Below are 19,633 nucleotides of genomic sequence, written 5' to 3'. Positions count from 1 at the left end.
CTTCCTTTTTTGCATTATAGAATGATTAAATCTTTCGGGAATTTTGTTAATACTTCAACGCCATCTTTTGTAACGACAACATCATCCTCAATACGTACGCCTGTTACATCTGATTTATAAATGCCAGGCTCAATCGTAAAGACCATACCTTCTTCCATCGTCATCTCATTGGCACCTGTAACAGATGGGAATTCATGCACAGAAATACCAAGACCATGTCCAAGGCGGTGCGTGAAATATTCACCATAACCAGCCTCTGTAATTGTATCACGCGCAATTTTGTCTAAGTCCATCGCACGAACACCTGGTTTTACTGCTGCGACAGCATTTGTATTGGCAGCTAAAACAGTTTGATAAATTTCTTTTTGTGCTTCACTAGGCTCCCCAAAAGCTACAGTACGTGTAATATCTGAGCAATAGCCATCGTAAATAACGCCAAGGTCAAATAGTACCATATCACCTTTTTCAATTTTACGTGCACCTGGCTTCCCGTGAGGAGAGGCAGTTTTTGGACCACTCAATACCATTGTTTCAAAAGACATTTTACAGCCTTTATCTTGAATGGCACTTTCGATTGCTGTTAGGATTTCCATTTCTGTTTTACCTTCAGCAATTTCCTTGCAACCGATTTCAATTGCATAATCGGCCAATTCAGCAGCTTTACGTAATTTTTCTAATTCACTTTCATCTTTGATTACGCGCATCGCATTAATTTTTTCGTCAAGACGCACAAAGCTAGCTTGAGGGAAAGATTGCTGTAAAGCTTCCAAGCGCTCAACAATGAGTTGTGCTTTTTCAATAGCAAATGTAGCTGGGGTGATTTGGCGTGCTACAATCGCTTGAGCAAGAACTTCCATCGAATTTTCTGTATCTTGATGACCAATTACCTCATAAGACCAACCAGCAGCCTTTGCATCTGGAATCTCCATTTGTGGACAAATTAGAAAAGGCTCCGCATCTTTAAAAATCATGACTCCTAGTAATCTTTCATGTGGATTACTTTTAAAGCCTGAAACGTAAAAAACATTGTCAGGTGTTGTTACGAATGCTGCATCGATATGATTTTGCTGCAAGTAACGTTGGATTTCTTCAACCTTTGACATTAATATGTCCTCCTTTTAGTGCATGGAAAATTTTTTACGTAAGAAAGCTTCGACTGCCGAAAAAAGTAGCGAGGTTTCTTATCGAGTACTGAATAATTATGCTCTAACAGGGTATAAAGCTGTTAGAGAATACTACCATTATTCTCTGTACAAGCATATCAAAAAAAGGGAAAAAGCGCATGGGTAGCGAATTAAAATGTTGGACTGTACTTTGTTAATCGAGGAGGATGTTAAGATGAAAATAAGTTATCATGGACATTCAGTTGTCAAAATTCAAACAAATGGAAAAACGATATTAATTGACCCTTTTATTAATGGCAATGGGCAAACAGACTTAAAAGTGGCTGACGAAGCGCCAGATATTATTTTACTTACACATGGCCATAATGATCATGTTGGAGATACAGTAGAATTAGCGAAGAAAAAAGATGCGCTAGTCATTGCGCCAAATGAACTGGCTAATTGGATTTCTTGGCAAGGTGTAAAAACACACCCAATGCATATAGGTGGTGCAAAGGAATTTGACTTCGGTAAAGTAAAGTTTACACAAGCCTTTCATGGCTCTTCTTATGTAACAGAAAATAACGAAATAATTTATATGGGCATGCCTGCTGGAATTTTATTATTTATTGAAGGATTAACAATTTATCATGCGGGCGATACAGCTCTTTTTGGTGATATGAAACTAATTGGTGAACGACATCCAATTGATATTGCATTCTTACCAATTGGTGATAATTTTACAATGGGGCCAGAGGATGCAGCGTGTGCAGTTTCGTTTTTAAAGCCGAAAATTGTCGTACCGATTCATTACAATACATTCCCACCAATCGAGCAAGATCCACAGATTTTTGCAGATTTAGTACAAAATACAGAAGTTCAAATTTTGAAAGCTGGTGAAAAAGTAAACTGTTTCTAATCGTTGGTAATGCTGTACTATATGAATTGACACCACGCTGGTAGTTGAAATGATGGGGAAAGTTAAACAATTTCATCACTTTATATTAAATATTTTCATAAAAAATATGGTACACTAAGAGCAGAATTGAAGCTTAGGAAATAGGTGATATTTTGTCTACAAAACATGAGAAAATTTTACAATACATCGAATCACTACCCGTGGGCGATAAAATTTCAGTACGGCAAATAGCAAAGGAAATGCAAGTGAGTGAAGGAACAGCTTACCGTGCAATTAAGGAAGCTGAAAATCGTCGCTTAGTAAGTTCTATTGAACGTGTTGGAACAATTCGTATTGAGAAAAAAAAGAAAGAAAATATTGAGCGCTTAACTTTTGCAGAAATTGTTAATATTGTAGATGGCCAAGTTTTAGGTGGTAAATCAGGTCTACATAAAACACTAACAAAATTTGTTATTGGGGCTATGCAATTAGAGGACATGATGCGTTACACTGATGCAGGTAGCTTATTAATTGTTGGTAACCGTATTAAAGCACATGAGAATGCTCTTCGAGCGGGGGCAGCTGTTTTAATCACCGGCGGTTTCGATACTACGGAAGATAATAAGTTGCTTGCAGATTCATTAGATTTACCAATTATTTCAACAAGCTACGATACGTTTACAGTAGCAACAATGATTAACCGGGCAATCTATGACCAATTGATTAAAAAAGATATTCTTTTTATCGAAGACATTTATGTACCGATGACTGACACTGCAGCATTAAAAAATGATGAAACAATTCATCATTTCCAGAAGCTGAATGAACGTACAACCCATGGTGCATTTCCTGTAGTTACCCACCAAAATAAATTGGTCGGTATGATTACCGTAAAAGACGTCATTGGTCGTGAAGAAAACGAGCTTATTGAAAAAGTAATGACGAAAAACCCAATTGCAGGCTCCATGAAAATGAGTGTCGCTTCGGCAGGGCATCGAATGATTTGGGAGGGGATTGATCTCTTACCAATTGTAGATGACGACAATATTTTACAGGGTGTTATTAGCCGTCAAGATGTACTGAAGGCGTTGCAATTAGCACAAAGACAGCCACAGCATGGTGAAACGATTGATGATTTAGTGAAAAATGAAATGAAGGTATTAGGTGATGAAGAACTCATCGTTGAATTTAAAGTCACACCACAAATGACCAATCAATATGGAGCAATTTCATACGGTGCTTTTACAACTTTACTAGCTGAGGTCGGTTCATTCGCATTAAAACGACGTAAACGTGGAGATGCAGTGGCAGAGAATATGACTATTTACTTTATTAAACCAGTCCAAATGGAAAGTACGCTAACTGTTAAGCCTCGGATTTTAGATATGAGTCGTAAGTTTGTGAAGATGGATTTTGAAGTGTATAATCAACAAATGCTTGTTGGTAAGGCAATGATGATGTTCCAACTATTAGAACGTTAAGTATTGAAAAGGGATGGCCTAGCGCAATTGCTTGGTCATCCCTTTGTTACATATATTATTGATTAATGCGGAATTCTTCCTCAACAAATTGTCCATAATGACGTGCTTTTTTTATATTTTCTACAATAACTAAGATGCCGAGCGCGGCAAGAATTGCTACAATAATAAATGTAAATAAGCTCGGGAATAAATAAGCTTGATTTAAAGCAAATGACAATATTAAGGAACCTAAGCCGATGTTCGCTTTGCTTTTATACCAGTTTTTAGCAATAGGTAATGGAGAACGGAATTGTTTTGTTTTAAAATAAAAATAAAAAACAAAAGATATGATAATCGCAAACACAAATATTAAATTGAGCATAGTAAACCTCCTAGCATAACTAGACATTATTGTAACGATAATTATGTAAAAATGCTAACGGTTCTTACTATCATTTTGGGGGAAATTATTGTGAAAAGACAAATCATCGACACAATTGAGGCCAATGAAACCATTATTATCCACCGTCATGTACGTCCTGATCCTGATGCTTATGGCTCGCAGCAAGGCTTAAAGGAGATTATTTTAGCCAATTATCCTGAGAAAAAGGTTTTTGCTGTAGGGGAACATGATGCTTCTTTATCTTTTATGGCACAGCCTGATGAAATAGCGGATGAAGTGTATGAAAATGCTTTAGTTATTGTCACTGACACGGCTAATACAGAACGTGTTGACGACCAACGCTACACAAAAGGAAAAATGGTGATAAAAATTGATCATCATCCAAATGATGATGCTTATGGTGATCTTTTATGGGTGGACACGACAGCAAGCTCTTGTAGTGAAATGATCTATGAATTATATGAAGAAGGCAAGGAAGTAGCAAACTGGAAACTTTCAGATGCTGCTGCACGCTTATTATTTGCAGGAATAGTGGGCGATACAGGCAGATTCCAATTCCCAAGTACAACAGCTAAAACATTTAAAGTTGCTGCGGATCTGATTACATATGATTTTGATCGAAACCAACTATTTGATGGCATGTACGAAATGGAGCAAAAATTACTTAATTTACAGGGATATATTTATCAAAACTTTACAATGGATGAGCATGGAGCTGCCTATGTGAAGCTAACAAAAGAATTACTGGCAGAGCATGACACTGTGCCATCTGAGGCTTCTTTATTAGTAGGCTGCCTAGGCAGTGTTAAAGATATATGCTCATGGGTTGTTTTCATTGAAGAGGGGGATCAGATCCGTGTACGATTACGTTCGAAGGGTCCCGTTATCAATACATTAGCAAAAGAATTTAACGGTGGCGGACATCCGCTTGCATCTGGTGCTACTGCCTATTCATGGGAAGAAGCAGACCTCGTTATTGCAAGATTAAAAGAGATTTGTAAAGCGTATCATTAACAGAGAAAAGGAAGGGATTCATTTGACACATGTATATACAAAGATGCATACGAGCGCGGATTTATTGAAAAGCACAATTCGGCTTGAGCAATTGATTCCTTTTTTACAAGAACAAAAGACACAAGCCTGTGCAATCGTTAATACGAAATTGTACGGGCTTTTGCCTTTTTGTAAAGCATTGCAGCAAGTAAATATCCATGCGGTTATAGGGCTTTCGGTTAACGTTCAGTGGCATGATAAAACGCTTCCCCTCGTCCTGTATGCGCAGACACAGGAGGGCTATCAACATTTATTAAAGATTAGTAGTGCGATTTCAATTAGACAAGATGATATGCTGCCTTGGAAATGGCTTGAGGGATATTCAGCAGGTTGTATAGCGCTACTTTCTTCAGACGATTTAACAGATGTAGATGACTGGCAGGCAATGGTTTCTGCTTTGGTCCAACTGTTTAACCATCACCTCTATATGGGGATTGCTAGACCTGGAGGGATAAAAGCTGAACAAGAAGATGATTTCGTTTCTTGGTGTGAAGAACATGCTATTGCACTTGTAGCCTCTCAAAGCTGTTATTTCTTGCGTCCAGAAGATCATTTTGCTTATGAAGTAGCAAGAGCAATTGATACAGGAGAAAAGCTTGGTAATACTATGCAAACAGCTGATGTACAGGGCTATTTTGCCCCAACAGCATTCGAATGGCAAAATTGGTTTGCGGATCGTCCAGATTGGCTTGATGCCAGTACGAAAATGCTTGCTTGCTGTAAAGCTGATTTACCAAAAATGCCTGTGCAAATGCCTAAATTTCCTGTACCTGAAGGTGAAACAGCTGAAAGCTTGCTTGTTAAAGAAGCATTTACTGGATTAGAAGAGCGATTCAAGCAACTGGCAATACCCGGTGCTTACCATGAACGATTACAGTATGAACTAGAAATTATTTGCTCTATGGGCTTTGCTGACTATTTTTTGGTTGTGGCGGATTTTATGCGATATGCAAAAGAAAATCGAATTTTGACGGGACCTGGACGTGGTTCCTCAGCAGGTTCGCTTGTGGCATATAGTCTTTCGATTACCCAAGTAGATCCACTTGCCTATGGTTTATTATTCGAACGTTTTTTAAATCCTGAAAGAATTACCTTACCTGATATTGATATCGATTTTGTTGATAGTAAAAGGCATCAAGTCATTCAGTATGTTGCCCAAAAGTATGGCAAAGCAAATGTCGCACAAATTATTACATTTGGTACATTGTCTGCAAAAGCAGTTGCCAGGGATGTTGCACGGGTATTTGGCTTTGATGCGGAAATGCTAGAAAAAATTTCGAAGATGATTCCAAATAAGCCGGGAATTACATTACAAAGAGCTGTAGCAGAGTCACAGGACTTTCAAGGCTGGTTAGCGGAGAATGATAAGCATTTGCGTTGGTACGAGGTGGCGTTAAAATTGGAGGGCCTACCAAGAAACTCGTCTATACATGCAGCTGGTATTGTCATCGCTCCATCGCCTTTAGTGAATACTGTACCGATTGAAGAAGGGCATGATGGTATTTATAGTACGCAATGGCCAATGGGAGATATTGAAGCATGTGGTCTCGTCAAAATGGATTTTTTAGGCTTGCGCAATCTCACTATTTTAGAGCAAATACGTTGGTCAATTTATAAAGCTGGTGGTCCTTGGATAGAATTTGAGCGAATCCCACTGCATGATGACAAGACGTTTCAACTATTACAAAGAGGGGATACGCTGGGGATTTTTCAATTAGAATCAGACGGTATGAAGCAAGCCTTGCGTGATATCTGCCCTACAACCTTTTTAGATATTGTGGCTGTAAATGCACTTTATCGCCCAGGTCCAATGGATTTTATTCCTGTCTATGCAAAACGGAAGGCTGGCAGAGAAATGGTAACGATGCCACATCCAGTGCTAGAGCCTATTTTACAAGAGACCTTTGGTGTGATCGTTTATCAAGAACAAATTATTAAAATTGCATCAGTACTGGCCGGCTTTACAATGGGACAGGCAGATTTGCTTCGCCGAGCAGTGAGTAAAAAAAATCGACAAGTTTTAGAGGAGCAACGCACAGCATTTGTTCAGGGGGCGCTACGCCAAGGCTTTGATCAGCGTTTAGCTGAAGAAGTATACGAACTGATTGTACGCTTTGCGGATTATGGTTTCCCTAAAAGTCATGCAGTGGCCTATAGTGTTATTTCCTATCAAATGGCTTATTTAAAGGCGCATTTCCCTCAAAACTTTTATGCAGCGTTATTATCAAATGCCACGGGAAATGTAGAAAAGATTCAACAATTTGTCCATGAGGCAAAAGATAAGGGCATCCCATTTTATCCACCTTCATTAAAAAGTAGTACGAAATATTTTACGGTGGAAAAGGAAGGCATTCGCTACAGCTTATCAGGAATTAAAGGTGTGCCTCATACATTTATAGAAAAAATACATGGACTCCGTCAAATAAATCCAGAGGTATTAAATAACCTATTTGATCTAGCTGTTGCCTTAAGTGCGCAGCATTTTAAGCCAAAAGTGTTGGAATCATTGATATATGCTGGGGCGCTTGATTATCTAGAAAAAGATAGAGCCGTCCTCATCATGACAGTTGAGGCAGCTTTGAAACACGCAGAACTTTTAAGGCCAACTGAAGATATTGATTTAGCATCAGCAATGGCATTTAGTTTTGGTAAACCAAAATATATGCAGGCAGAAGCAATGTCCCAGAAGGAAAAATTGATGCATGAAAAAGAGAGCTTGGGCTTTTATATTTCTACCCATCCAGTTGCACAGGAAAGACTCTTCTGGGCGGATATCAATAGTACCTGTCGAGAGTTGAAGCAGAAGCGTGATGGTACCTCCATAAAAATGATTGGTCTGATTGAAGAAGTGAAGAAAATCCGTACGAAAAAAGGTGAGCAAATGGCTTTTGTTCAGCTACAGGATGAGTTTGGAACAGTTTCCACTACATTTTTTCCACAAACCTTTCAGTTGGTCCAAGACCTGCTGGTAGAGGAGGAAATGTTATGGATTGAAGGTGTTTTAGAAAGACGTTTTGGCAAGCCGCAAATCAAAGTAAAACATGCGCAAACGACGAAAAAGATATAAAATGAAACAAGAAATTAGAAACTGCATTAAATTTTATGCAGTTTTTTCTTTACTTTTGCACAGTTATTTTGTAAGCTAGAGTCAACGTTAAAAAGTGGTCAGACCACTTTTTTGATAAGGGGAGTTAGTCGTATGGATAAAAAAACCGAACAAAAAAAAGTGTTTTTAGAAATCGTCCAACAACTACGTCAACTCATTAAAATGGAAAAAATTCAAGCAGGTGAGAAGCTACCTTCCGAACGAGTTCTATCAGAGCGTCTAGGTGTCGGGCGATCCTCTGTGAGAGAGGCTTTGCGAAGCTTAGAGTTGCTAGGGCTTATTGAAACGAGACATGGTGGTGGTACTTTTCTTGCGTCCACACATAAGCATCAGCTCGTAGAAATACTGTCGATGTTTATATTAGAAGATGAAAAATCAAAAAAAGATGTCGAATTAACGCGACAAATTCATGAAATGGAAGCAATCCGCGTAATAAGTTGTACAGAGATTCTTCGCACACTACCTGTGTGGGATAGTTTTTTTGTGAAACTAGAAATAGAAGGTACAATTAATTGTCGAGATATTTTAAGAGAACTATTAATTACGACAGGTAATCGTCTTTCATTAAAAATCTGGTTTCAATTAGCAGCTTATGATGGCGACCGTTTAAATCGAAACTCAACAGAAGATGAAAAATTAATCATTCAAACGATGTTGAAATCGATGCAGCTGGGTTACGAAAAAGAAGCATTAAAAGCTTATGAGCAGTGGATGAGTACTGTACAGAGCATTTAGACAACAACAAAGGGGGAGTCGAACATGGCAATACGTAGCTTATTTAGTGGTAATCGAAAAAAGAAAGAGGACGGGCAAGAAAAGGCATTTCCAGAAGGGTTAATGACAAAATGTCCTGAATGTCGTCACATTCAATTAACAAAAGAATTAGAAAAAAATCATAAAGTATGTACAAAATGTAGTCATCATTTCAAAATGACTGCTCAAGAACGTGTGGACTATTTCTTAGATGAAGGCTCATTCGAATCCATGGATGATCATTTACAAACAAGTAATCCTCTTAATTTCCCAGCGTATGTTGAAAAAATTGCAGCAGACCAAGAGAAAACAGGCTTGAATGAGGCTGTCCTAACAGGCGTTGGTACAATAGATGGGGAAGAAATTGTCGTAGCGATTATGGATTCGCACTTCCGTATGGGGTCAATGGGCTCTGTAGTCGGTGAAAAAATTACGCGAGCAGTAGAGAAGGCAACTGAACTAGGTGTACCATTTATTATCTTTACCGCTAGTGGTGGTGCTCGTATGCAAGAAGGCGTATTATCATTAATGCAAATGGCGAAAACTAGTGTCGCATTAAAACGCCACAGTGATCAAGGCTTATTGTTCATCTCCATCTTAACGCATCCAACAACAGGCGGAGTTTCAGCAAGCTTTGCTTCTGTTGGTGATATAAATATTGCAGAGCCACAGGCTTTGATTGGCTTTGCAGGGCGACGTGTAATTGAAGAAACTGTACGAGAAAAACTACCAAGTGATTTCCAAACAGCAGAATTTTTATTAGAGCATGGTCAGCTTGATGCCATTTTCCATCGCAAAGATTTACGTAAACAAGTTTCTTTACTTGTAAAAATGCATACGAAAGGCGGCGTACAACATGTCTAAAAATTTAGCATTTGAAGAACCAGTCGTACAATTACGTGAGAAAATTGATGAATTAAAAACAATTGCTGCTGAAGCAGAAGTTGATATGTCTGGTGAAATCGAGAAGCTTGAAACACGTTTATCACAATTAGAGCAATCGATTTATGCCAATATGAAGCCGTGGGATCGTGTGCAAGTAGCAAGGCATCCAGAAAGACCTACAACGCTTCAATATATTGAAGCAATGTGTGAAGATTTTATTGAATTACATGGTGATCGTACATTTGGTGATGATGCAGCCATTCTTGGTGGGATTGCCATTTTCGAAGGGCAACCAGTAACAATAATTGGACATCAACGTGGTAAGTCTACTAAGGAAAATATCCGTCGTAATTTTGGTATGCCTCATCCAGAGGGGTATCGAAAAGCACTACGCTTGATGAAGCAAGCTGAAAAATTCAAACGACCAATTATTTGTTTTATTGATACAAAAGGTGCTTACCCAGGGAAAGCTGCTGAGGAACGTGGTCAAAGTGAAGCAATCGCTAGAAACCTTGTAGAAATGGCTGGCTTAACTGTGCCTGTAATTAGTATCGTTATTGGTGAAGGAGGAAGTGGTGGTGCATTAGCATTAGGTGTAGCAAACCGTGTCTTTATGCTTGAGAACTCGACTTACTCTGTTATTTCGCCAGAGGGAGCGGCATCTATTTTATGGCGTGATGGTAGTCTGGCTAAGCAGGCAGCAGAAGCCATGCGTATCACAGCACCTGATTTGAAAGAACTTGGTGTAATTGATGGCATTATTCCTGAAATTATTGGTGGAGCACATCGCAATGTAGCAAAACAGGCCCTTTCTATTAAAGAATGCATTAGTGACACACTTCATGCATTAAATTCTTTAAATGGAGAACAATTAGTTGAAGATCGCTATGAAAAATTTAAAAAAATTGGACAGTATACAGAAGTGTAAATCTGTTTGTAAAAAGATGAATGTTGTTTACTTTAATAGGATATAAAATTTAAAAGCTATATATTTGCTCGTTAAGAGACAAAATTTGTTTCTTAACATATTAAAAAGCTATAAAAATTAAAGAAGATAATAGCGCATAATAAACGCCAGACTTCTTGAAAAAATGTTAGATTTAGGATGTTTTTAGGTGGAAAGAGTGTGTGAAAGCGCATTCTTTTCATTTTTTATGTAAAAGTTATGTTTTTGTATCCCCAGAACCCTTACATAGTTTGTTTTTTCATGTTAATGTGAATAATAATAGTAACTGCAGGAGGTTCGACAATGAAAAAAATTGCTGTATTAACTAGTGGTGGAGATGCGCCTGGAATGAACGCTGCTATTCGAGCGGTCGTTCGTAAGGCAGCATTTCATGGAATTGATGTTGTCGGAATTAAGCATGGTTATGAAGGCTTAGTAAAAGGATTTATGGAAGAACTTGATTTAGGTGCAGTTGGTGGTATTATCCAACGCGGTGGCACGCATTTGAATTCGGCAAGATGCCCAGAATTTAAAGAAGATGCTGTTCAGCAACGAGGTATTGAGAATTTACGAGCTGCTGGTATTGAAGGACTTGTTGTCATTGGTGGTGATGGATCTTATCGAGGTGCCATGGATTTGGTGAAAAAAGGCTTCCCTGTTGTAGGGGTACCTGGAACAATTGACAATGATATTCCTGGAACTGAATATACGATTGGCTTTGATACAGCCCTAAATACAGTAGTAGAATCCATTGATAAAATCCGAGATACTGCTACATCTCATGAAAATTCTTTCATTGTAGAGGTAATGGGACGTGATGCAGGAGATATCGCTTTATGGGCAGGTCTTGCTGCTGGTGCTGAAACAGTTTTAATTCCAGAAGAAGATTATAATTTAGATGATATTGTCGCACGCTTAGATCGTGGTGCTGCACGTGGTAAAAAGCATAGTATTATTATTGTGGCAGAGGGTGTTATGTCAGGAAGTGAGCTGGCAAAACTGTTAAAAGAAAAAACAGGAAAAGAAACACGTGTTTCAGTATTAGGTCATATCCAACGTGGTGGATCACCTACAGCAAGAGATCGCGTATTAGCGAGTCAGTTTGGCGCACATGCAGTTGAATTACTTATGGAAGGCAAGGCTGGTCGAGCAGTAGGTATTCGCAATCATCAAGTCATTGATTATGATATGCCAGAGGCTTTTGAAAAGAATCATGAGGCTGATGTAAGCCTATATACACTAATGAAAGAACTATCAATATAATTTGTTATAAAACGGAGTGGGCAAAAATGAGAAAAACAAAAATCGTATGTACAATTGGACCTGCAAGTGAGTCACCAGAAATTTTAGAAAAATTAATCGAAGCAGGTATGAATGTAGCCCGCTTGAATTTTTCACACGGATCACATGAGGAACATGCAGGGCGTATTCATTTAATTCGTGAAGTGGCACAAAAATTAAATAAACCAGTGGGAATTTTACTTGATACAAAGGGACCAGAAATTCGTACACATAACATGAAAAATGGCGAGCTTCATTTGTCAGCAGGTCAAGTAATTGATATTTCAATGACAGAAGTAGAAGGTACTGAGACGAGCTTTTCTGTCACATATGAGCGCTTAATTGAAGACGTTGAGCAAAATTCAATTATTTTACTTGATGATGGACTAATTCAACTACGTGTATTAGCAACGGATATGGAAAAAGGATTAATTCATACAATTGTTGAAAATGCTGGCGTACTAAAAAATAAAAAGGGTGTTAACGTACCAGGTGTTTCTGTACAACTACCAGGTATCACAGAAAAAGACGCACAAGATATTTTATTTGGTATCGAACAAGGTGTTGATTTTATTGCTGCTTCATTTGTTCGTCGTGCAAAAGATGTTCTTGAAATTCGTGAATTGCTTGAACAAAATGGTGGTAGTCATATTCAGATCATCCCCAAAATTGAAAACCAAGAGGGTGTCGATAACATCGATGAAATCATCCTGGTATCTGACGGTTTAATGGTTGCTCGTGGAGATCTTGGTGTTGAAATTCCAGCAGAAGAAGTACCACTTGTACAAAAGAAATTAATTCTAAAATGTAATCAAGTTGGTAAACCGGTAATTACGGCAACTCAAATGTTAGATTCCATGCAGCGTAACCCACGACCAACACGTGCAGAAGCAAGTGATGTAGCCAACGCAATTATTGATGGAACAGATGCTATCATGTTATCTGGTGAAACTGCCGCAGGTCTTTATCCAGTTGAATCGGTACAAACGATGAATAAAATTGCACAACGTACTGAAAATTCATTAGATTATCGATCAATTGTTTCTACACGTAGTCGTGAGAAAGAAGCAAATATGACAGAGGCAATTTCACAAGCTGTAGCTTATACTTCTATCAACTTAGGGGTGAAAGCCGTATTAGCTCCAACTGAAAGTGGTAATACAGCGAGAATGATTGCGAAATATCGACCAGGAGTGCCAATTGTTGCCGTAACAGGCTCTACAAATACAGCTCATACATTAACACTAGTATGGGGCGTATACCCAATTGTGTGTCAACGTGTGACAACAACAGATGAAATTTTAGAACTAGCTGTGGATGAAAGCTTGAAGCATGGTTTTGTTACACATGGAGACGCAGTTGTCATTACAGCAGGTGTACCTGTAGGTGAAGCGGGTACAACAAACTTAATGAAAGTTCACATTATTGGAGATTTACTTGCACGCGGACAAGGGATCGGAAAAGCATCAGTTGTTGGTAAAACAGTGGTTGCTAAAAATGCTGCTGAGGCACTTGCCTACGATACAGACGGATGCATTCTTGTTACAGTCGGTTCAGATCGTGATATGATGCCTGCTTTAGAAAATTGTATTGGCCTAATTACTGAAGAAGGTGGACTTACTAGCCATGCAGCAGTTGTAGGGTTAAGCCTAGGTATTCCAGTAATCGTTGGTGTAAAGGAAGCAACTACATTAATCCGTCATGGTCAAGAAATTACAATGGACGCTGAAACAGGTGTGATTTACAAAGGACATGCAAGCGTTCTTTAATAATTAACAAAAAGCTCTAGTGCGGTTTGTTGTACTAGAGCTTTTCCATAAAGGTTGTACACACACTTTATGGAAACTATTAATTCCTTCCTTTAACAGAAGTTGCTTTCTCATAGAATAGGTCTATTCATTTTTTTATGAAACTAAACGGGCTATAATAACGTATAAAAGGTATAGCTTTTCAAGTAGAAAGGAGAAAAATATGCGAAAAATTTTTCTTGGTTTCATTGTCTACACATTAGCCGAATTGACGTTATTAATAGTCATTGGACAAAATATTGGTGTTTTAAGTACATTATTGCTCATTATTGCTACGAGTGTGATTGGGATTTATGTCATGAAAAATAAAGGTATGAACTCTGTTCAAAATGTGAAAAATACATTGGCACGCGGAGAAGCGCCAGGAGCTGCATTAGTGGATACTTTCTTAACTTTTGGTGGTGGTTTGCTTTTAGCGTTACCTGGATTTTTAACAGATGTCCTAGGTTTATTCCTACTCATGCCATTTTCTCGAAAAATGTTCCAACCTATTGTCTATTACTGGATGCGTAAAAAAATGAAAAAAGGTCAATTCATCATCGTTCAAAGATAGAGTTTTCTTTCAGTTTTACAGCTAGAAATAAAAAGATAGGGCTCAGTAATATACCATAAAAGCCAAATAATAGAATAGAGGCAGCGCTGATAAAGAATGTATGGAATGTGCGTAGCTGAAGCGTATTGGACCAAAGCATTGAATCGGCTAGCTGCCTTGTTAATTGTACAAATAAATAGAGTAGTAAAATGGCCACACATAAAAAGGTATTGCCATTGAAATAAAAATAAATGCTCATTGGCACAAGAAAAACGCCAATTCCGAAAAACGGTAGTACATCTGCAAATGCTACAATAAATGCTTTAATAATGGCTTGTTCAAATTGAAGGATCATAAAGCCAGCACAAAGAATGAGTAGGGTAATCGTAAATAATTGAAACTCTACAAATAAGAAATAATGAAAAAGTTGCATGATTTTTGCAAAATGAGATTGCCACTCTTGACGATATTTTTTAGGCACATATTGAAAGAACCAATAGCGTGATTTACGTGTTTCTAGAAGCGCAAAGTAATAAGCGACTAAAAAGATGAAAACCTCAATGACATGCTTCATTAATAATTGGAAAAGATCTGCTGTATATACGATGATGGAATCGAAAATGGACAGTGATTTTTCTTTTAAAACTTGTACAAACATGGATTCATATTCACTGAAAAGCGGGAAATTTTGTAAAGTCTCTCGAATTTCTGGAAAAATGACGATAATACTGTTAATAGATATGACAACTAGTAGAAAAATACAGGTTAATATTAATACTTCCACAATAATTGCTGCAATCCAATACGCAATCCTACAATATTTGTGTAAAAAATTTATGATAGGATACGTCGAAAATGATAAAAAAATTGCGAGTGACACAGGTAATACAAACCAAAGTATGACTAAATAAAAAATAAATAGCAAAACGCTCGTAGTTCTTTCGTATGAAAAATACTTTAAATTCCTCATTTTTACAAATTCACCCCAAACCAATTGATAAATTAATGTCAAAATATACAAAAAAATCTCTTTAGGACAATTATATAGTCGTTCGGACGTCTTTTTCTTTATTTGGAGGATTTTCATTCACAAAGCTGTCAAAAATGATTATAATAGCAATGTAAGCGATTTACTTAATGGTTCATATGAGCAAAATTCGTAAATGCAACATAAAAAACGCATTTGCAACAAAAAAATAAGTATGAGGGAGCGATAATTTATGTCAGCAACTAAAGGTTTAGAAGGTATCGTAGCAGCGGAATCTAAAATCAGTTCAATTATCGATGACACACTTACATATGTTGGTTACAACATTGATGATTTAGCAGAAAATGCGTCATTCGAAGAGGTAATTTACCTGTTATGGCATACTCGTTTACCAAAAGAGGACGAGCTAGCTGAATTAAAACAACAATTGGCAGACAACATGTCAATTCCGCAAGCGATTGTCGACCAATTTAAAACATACCCACTTTCAACTGTACATCCAATGGCTGCATTGCGTACTGCAGTATCTTTACTTGGTGTATTCGATGAAGAAGCGGATGTTATGGATCCAGAAGCAAACTACCGTAAAGCAATTCGTCTTCAAGCTAAAATTGCTACAGTAGTAACTGCTTTTGCACGTGTTCGTAAAGGTTTAGAACCAGTTTCACCAAAACCTGAACTAGGATATGCGGCAAACTTCTTATACATGCTTAAAGGCGAAGAGCCAGCAGATATTGAAATTGAAGCATTCGACAAAGCATTAGTATTACATGCTGACCATGAGTTAAATGCATCTACATTCACTGCACGTGTATGTGTAGCTACATTATCTGACGTTTATTCAGGTGTAACTGCAGCGATCGGTGCATTAAAAGGACCACTTCACGGTGGAGCAAATGAGCAAGTTATGAAAATGTTAACTGAAATTGGCTCACTTGAAAATGTTGAATCTTATATTCAAAATAAATTAGACAACAAAGAAAAAATCATGGGCTTCGGTCACCGTGTATATCGTAAAGGCGACCCTCGTGCTCCGCATTTACGCGTAATGTCTAAAAAATTAACTGAGCTAACTGGTAAACCAGAGCTTTACGAAATGTCAGTTAAAATCCATGACATGATCGTAGAACAAAAGAAATTACCTGCAAACGTAGATTTCTTCTCTGCGTCAGTGTATGATTCTTTAGGTATTGATCATGACCTGTTCACACCAATTTTCGCAGTATCACGTACTTCAGGTTGGGTGGCACATATCCTTGAGCAATATGCTAATAACCGCCTAATCCGTCCACGTGCTGAGTATGTTGGACCAGGCATGCAAAAATATGTTCCAATCAGCGAGCGCTAATTTGGAAAATATGCTAGAATGTTTGGGACTGTGTTATCACTAACACAGTCCTATGATTATGAATTTAGGAGGCAACAGAATGTCAAACAAAATTGTAGTTGAAAATGGCGTACTTAATGTACCAAACAATCCAGTAATTCCTTTCATCGAAGGTGATGGAATTGGTCCAGATATCTGGGCAGCAGCATCACGCGTAATTGACGCAGCAGTAGAAAAAGCTTATAACGGTGAAAAGAAAATTGAATGGTTAGAAGTTTTAGCTGGTGAAAAAGCATTTAACCAAACTGGTGAATGGTTACCACAAGAAACTTTAGACAAAATTAATGAATACTTAATTGCAATCAAAGGTCCTCTTACTACACCAATCGGTGGTGGTATCCGCTCTCTTAACGTAGCATTACGTCAACAACTTGACTTATATGTATGCTTACGCCCAGTACGTCACTTTGATGGAGTGCCTTCTCCAGTTAAACGCCCAGAAGACGTTGATATGGTTATCTTCCGTGAGAACACTGAAGACATCTACGCTGGTATTGAATTCGAATCTGGTTCAGAACAAGCTCAAAAAATCATCAACTTCCTACAATCTGAATTTGGTGTAAATCAAATCCGCTTCCCAGAAACTTCTGGTATCGGTGTTAAACCTGTATCTAAAGAAGGTACTGAGCGTTTAGTACGTTCTGCTATCGAATACGCAATTAAACATAAACGCCCATCTGTTACTTTAGTTCATAAAGGTAACATCATGAAATTCACTGAAGGTGGATTCAAAAAATGGGGTTATGAATTAGCAGAAAAAGAATTTGCTGATCAAACTTTCACTTGGAACCAATACGATGCTATCAAAGCTGAACAAGGTGAAGAAGCAGCAAACAAAGCTCAATCTGATGCTTTAGCAGCTGGCAAAATCTTAGTGAAAGATTCTATCGCTGATATCTTCTTACAACAAATCTTAACTCGTCCAACTGAGTTCGATGTAGTAGCTACAATGAACTTAAATGGTGACTATATTTCTGATGCTTTAGCTGCACAAGTTGGTGGTATCGGTATCGCTCCAGGAGCTAACATTAACTATGTTACTGGCCATGCGATCTTCGAAGCTACTCACGGTACAGCTCCAAAATATGCTGGTTTAGATAAAGTAAACCCATCTTCAGTATTACTTTCAGGTGTATTAATGCTTGAACACTTAGGATGGCAAGAAGCTGCTGACATGATCACTCAATCTGTTGAGAAAACAATTTCTTCTAAAGTTGTTACTTATGACTTCGCACGTTTAATGGACGGCGCTACAGAAGTGAAATGTTCAGAATTCGCTAATGAGTTAATCAAAAACCTATAATTTTCTATTCTACAATAGAATTTATCGCTAAAGCGGATGCTTTTTTCTGCCGATATAATTAGGGTGACAGTAAATTTAAATTGAATATTTACGATAAACTTGTTTAATTGAGGGAGTGAGATGTAAGTCTCCTCCCTCTTTTAAAATATATAACCTAATTTTAAAGGAGCGTATTCAAATGTCTCTGAAACGAAAAAAAATCTCAGTTATCGGTGGCGGTTTTACAGGCGCTACTGCAGCATTTTTAGCAGCTCAGAAAGAACTTGGTGACGTCGTATTAGTGGATATTCCACAAGCAGAAAACCCTACAAAGGGTAAGGCGCTAGATATGTGGGAGGCAGCACCAATACAAGGGTTTGACTCTTATGTGCAAGGTACTTCTAATTATGCAGATACGGCGAATTCTGACGTAGTGATCATTACCGCTGGTGTTGCACGTAAACCAGGTATGAGCCGTGATGACCTTGTTCAAATCAATCAGAGTGTTATGAAAACTGTTTCAAAAGAGATTGCTACGCATTCACCAAATGCTACAATCCTTGTACTGACAAACCCAGTTGATGCCATGACATACACAGTATACAAAGAAACTGGCTTCCCTAAAAACCGTGTAATTGGTCAATCAGGTGTTCTTGATACGGCTCGTTTCTGTGCATTTGTGGCAGAAGAACTTAAGATTTCAGTGAAAGATATTACTGGTTTTGTATTAGGTGGTCACGGTGACACAATGGTACCGTTAACACGTTATTCATTTGCTGGTGGTATTCCGTTAGAATCACTTATTTCTGCTGAACGTTTAGAAGAAATTGTTGACCGAACGCGTAATGGTGGAGCAGAAATTGTCAACTTACTTGGTAACGGCTCTGCCTATTATGCGCCTGCTGCGGCACTAATAGAGATGGCTGAAGCTATTGTAAAAGACCAAAAACGTATTTTACCATCTATTGCTTATTTAGAAGGCGAGTACGGCTATCATGATTTATACTTAGGTGTTCCTACATTACTTGGCGAAAACGGTATTGAAAAAATCTTTGAGCTAGAATTAACGGACAAAGAAAAAGCAGCTTTAGATCAATCAGCAGAAGCAGTTCGTAATGTGATGAAAATTTTAGTGTAGAATATCAGTCTAAATCTTAAAACGAGTAGGGAATGTTCCTGCTCGTTTTTTTATGTTTCCAGGGTCGAGAAAGGTAAGGTTCTTCTGCTTTTCATTGTACTTTTAGCATAAAATTGATACTATGAATGTAGTATGATAGAAAAGGGGTTGGCGTATCTTTGCTTCAAAAAAATAGTAAACTTGGTCTCACAATCGATGAAATTACAGTTGGCGAGAAAATCCATATCACTGAAAAAATTGAAGATAGGGATCTATTGCTTTATTTAGGCCTTACAAACGATAGTAACCCGCTTTATATTCAACATGATTATGCTGCTATGACACCTTTTCAAAAGCCAATTGTGCCGACAATTATGTTAAATGGTATTATTACATCAGCTGTGTCAAAGTATATTCCAGGACCAGGTGCACGAATTATTGAGCAACATTTAAAATATTTAGGACCTCTCTATCATTATGAATTGTTCGATACGCTATTAGAGGTTACAGCAATCAATAAATATGACAATACCATCACTGTATCTGTCCACTCATATAATGAGCAGAAGCAGCTTGTAATTGAAGGTTTATTGCTTGTGACTCCACCACTTGCGCTATAGACGTCTTGAGA

Annotated in this window: 17 protein-coding genes; 14 read left to right on the top strand and 3 right to left on the bottom strand. The window is 37.9% G+C overall.

The window, feature by feature from the left end; all coding sequences use genetic code 11:
- Positions 1-14: 14 nt before the first annotated feature.
- Positions 15-1,103 carry a M24 family metallopeptidase gene (locus AC1RFD_RS11675; RefSeq protein ID WP_004226198.1) on the bottom strand — a complete coding sequence of 363 codons (1,089 nt, stop codon included), beginning with the start codon at positions 1,101-1,103 and terminating at the stop codon, positions 15-17.
- 235 nt (positions 1,104-1,338) lie between these two features.
- Here AC1RFD_RS11675 and AC1RFD_RS11670 point away from each other — a divergent pair, with 235 nt between their 5' ends.
- Both AC1RFD_RS11670 and AC1RFD_RS11665 read left to right on the top strand, forming a co-directional pair.
- Positions 1,339-2,022: a metal-dependent hydrolase gene (locus AC1RFD_RS11670; protein ID WP_016994815.1), complete on the top strand. Its 684-nt coding sequence runs from the start codon at positions 1,339-1,341 to the stop codon at positions 2,020-2,022.
- Between the two features lie 152 nt (positions 2,023-2,174).
- The gene (locus AC1RFD_RS11665; RefSeq protein ID WP_004226205.1) at positions 2,175-3,482 is read left to right on the top strand and encodes a DRTGG domain-containing protein; all 1,308 of its coding nucleotides are present in this window, start codon (positions 2,175-2,177) and stop codon (positions 3,480-3,482) included.
- A gap of 55 nt (positions 3,483-3,537) precedes the next feature.
- Here the strand turns inward: AC1RFD_RS11665 and AC1RFD_RS11660 are convergent, their stop codons facing one another.
- Positions 3,538-3,843, bottom strand: coding sequence for a YtpI family protein (locus AC1RFD_RS11660; RefSeq protein ID WP_048393558.1), 306 nt, complete (start codon positions 3,841-3,843; stop codon positions 3,538-3,540).
- Between the two features lie 90 nt (positions 3,844-3,933).
- Between AC1RFD_RS11660 and AC1RFD_RS11655 the strand changes: the two genes are divergently transcribed.
- The 8 genes from AC1RFD_RS11655 (at position 3,934) to AC1RFD_RS11620 (ending at position 14,249) form a co-directional block, all read left to right on the top strand.
- The gene (locus tag AC1RFD_RS11655) at positions 3,934-4,878 is read left to right on the top strand and encodes a DHH family phosphoesterase (RefSeq protein WP_082148153.1); all 945 of its coding nucleotides are present in this window, start codon (positions 3,934-3,936) and stop codon (positions 4,876-4,878) included.
- 22 nt (positions 4,879-4,900) lie between these two features.
- Positions 4,901-7,984, top strand: coding sequence for a DNA polymerase III subunit alpha (gene dnaE, locus AC1RFD_RS11650; protein ID WP_288583843.1), 3,084 nt, complete (start codon positions 4,901-4,903; stop codon positions 7,982-7,984).
- A 132-nt stretch (positions 7,985-8,116) separates the two neighbouring features.
- Positions 8,117-8,758 carry a FadR/GntR family transcriptional regulator gene (locus AC1RFD_RS11645; RefSeq protein ID WP_048393566.1) on the top strand — a complete coding sequence of 214 codons (642 nt, stop codon included), beginning with the start codon at positions 8,117-8,119 and terminating at the stop codon, positions 8,756-8,758.
- A gap of 24 nt (positions 8,759-8,782) precedes the next feature.
- Positions 8,783-9,640: an acetyl-CoA carboxylase, carboxyltransferase subunit beta gene (gene accD, locus AC1RFD_RS11640; RefSeq protein WP_048393568.1), complete on the top strand. Its 858-nt coding sequence runs from the start codon at positions 8,783-8,785 to the stop codon at positions 9,638-9,640.
- On the top strand, positions 9,633-10,589 hold the full coding sequence (locus tag AC1RFD_RS11635) for an acetyl-CoA carboxylase carboxyltransferase subunit alpha (RefSeq protein WP_004226227.1): 957 nt from the start codon (positions 9,633-9,635) through the stop codon (positions 10,587-10,589). Before accD ends, AC1RFD_RS11635 begins: the two co-directional genes overlap by 8 nt.
- 321 nt (positions 10,590-10,910) lie before the next feature.
- Positions 10,911-11,870 carry a 6-phosphofructokinase gene (gene pfkA, locus AC1RFD_RS11630; protein WP_048393573.1) on the top strand — a complete coding sequence of 320 codons (960 nt, stop codon included), beginning with the start codon at positions 10,911-10,913 and terminating at the stop codon, positions 11,868-11,870.
- Positions 11,871-11,896: 26 nt separating this feature from the next.
- Complete coding sequence (gene pyk, locus AC1RFD_RS11625; protein ID WP_048393575.1) at positions 11,897-13,657, top strand: pyruvate kinase; 1,761 nt, start codon at positions 11,897-11,899, stop codon at positions 13,655-13,657.
- Between the two features lie 202 nt (positions 13,658-13,859).
- Complete coding sequence (locus AC1RFD_RS11620; RefSeq protein WP_054549955.1) at positions 13,860-14,249, top strand: FxsA family protein; 390 nt, start codon at positions 13,860-13,862, stop codon at positions 14,247-14,249.
- Here AC1RFD_RS11620 and AC1RFD_RS11615 read toward each other — a convergent pair.
- The gene (locus tag AC1RFD_RS11615) at positions 14,233-15,198 is read right to left on the bottom strand and encodes an AI-2E family transporter (RefSeq protein WP_048393721.1); all 966 of its coding nucleotides are present in this window, start codon (positions 15,196-15,198) and stop codon (positions 14,233-14,235) included. The two genes, AC1RFD_RS11620 and AC1RFD_RS11615, sit on opposite strands and share 17 nt — an antisense overlap.
- A 250-nt stretch (positions 15,199-15,448) precedes the next feature.
- On the opposite strand from AC1RFD_RS11615, the gene citZ reads away from it, so the two are divergent.
- The 4 genes from citZ to AC1RFD_RS11595 all read left to right on the top strand — a co-directional run bounded on the left by citZ (position 15,449) and on the right by AC1RFD_RS11595 (position 19,622).
- Positions 15,449-16,564 carry a citrate synthase gene (gene citZ / locus AC1RFD_RS11610; RefSeq protein WP_048393579.1) on the top strand — a complete coding sequence of 372 codons (1,116 nt, stop codon included), beginning with the start codon at positions 15,449-15,451 and terminating at the stop codon, positions 16,562-16,564.
- Positions 16,565-16,643: 79 nt separating this feature from the next.
- Complete coding sequence (gene icd / locus AC1RFD_RS11605; protein ID WP_048393581.1) at positions 16,644-17,906, top strand: NADP-dependent isocitrate dehydrogenase; 1,263 nt, start codon at positions 16,644-16,646, stop codon at positions 17,904-17,906.
- A gap of 178 nt (positions 17,907-18,084) precedes the next feature.
- Positions 18,085-19,023 (top strand): malate dehydrogenase, encoded by a 939-nt coding sequence (gene mdh, locus AC1RFD_RS11600; protein ID WP_048393582.1) that lies wholly within the window; start codon positions 18,085-18,087, stop codon positions 19,021-19,023.
- Positions 19,024-19,181: 158 nt separating this feature from the next.
- Positions 19,182-19,622 carry a MaoC/PaaZ C-terminal domain-containing protein gene (locus tag AC1RFD_RS11595; RefSeq protein ID WP_004226245.1) on the top strand — a complete coding sequence of 147 codons (441 nt, stop codon included), beginning with the start codon at positions 19,182-19,184 and terminating at the stop codon, positions 19,620-19,622.
- Positions 19,623-19,633 lie beyond the last annotated feature (11 nt).

This window comes from Lysinibacillus sp. GW823-FHT02G10 (genome assembly GCF_058797135.1).
Note: the sequence above shows the minus strand (reverse complement) of the source record. Positions and strands in the feature narration are given on the sequence as shown.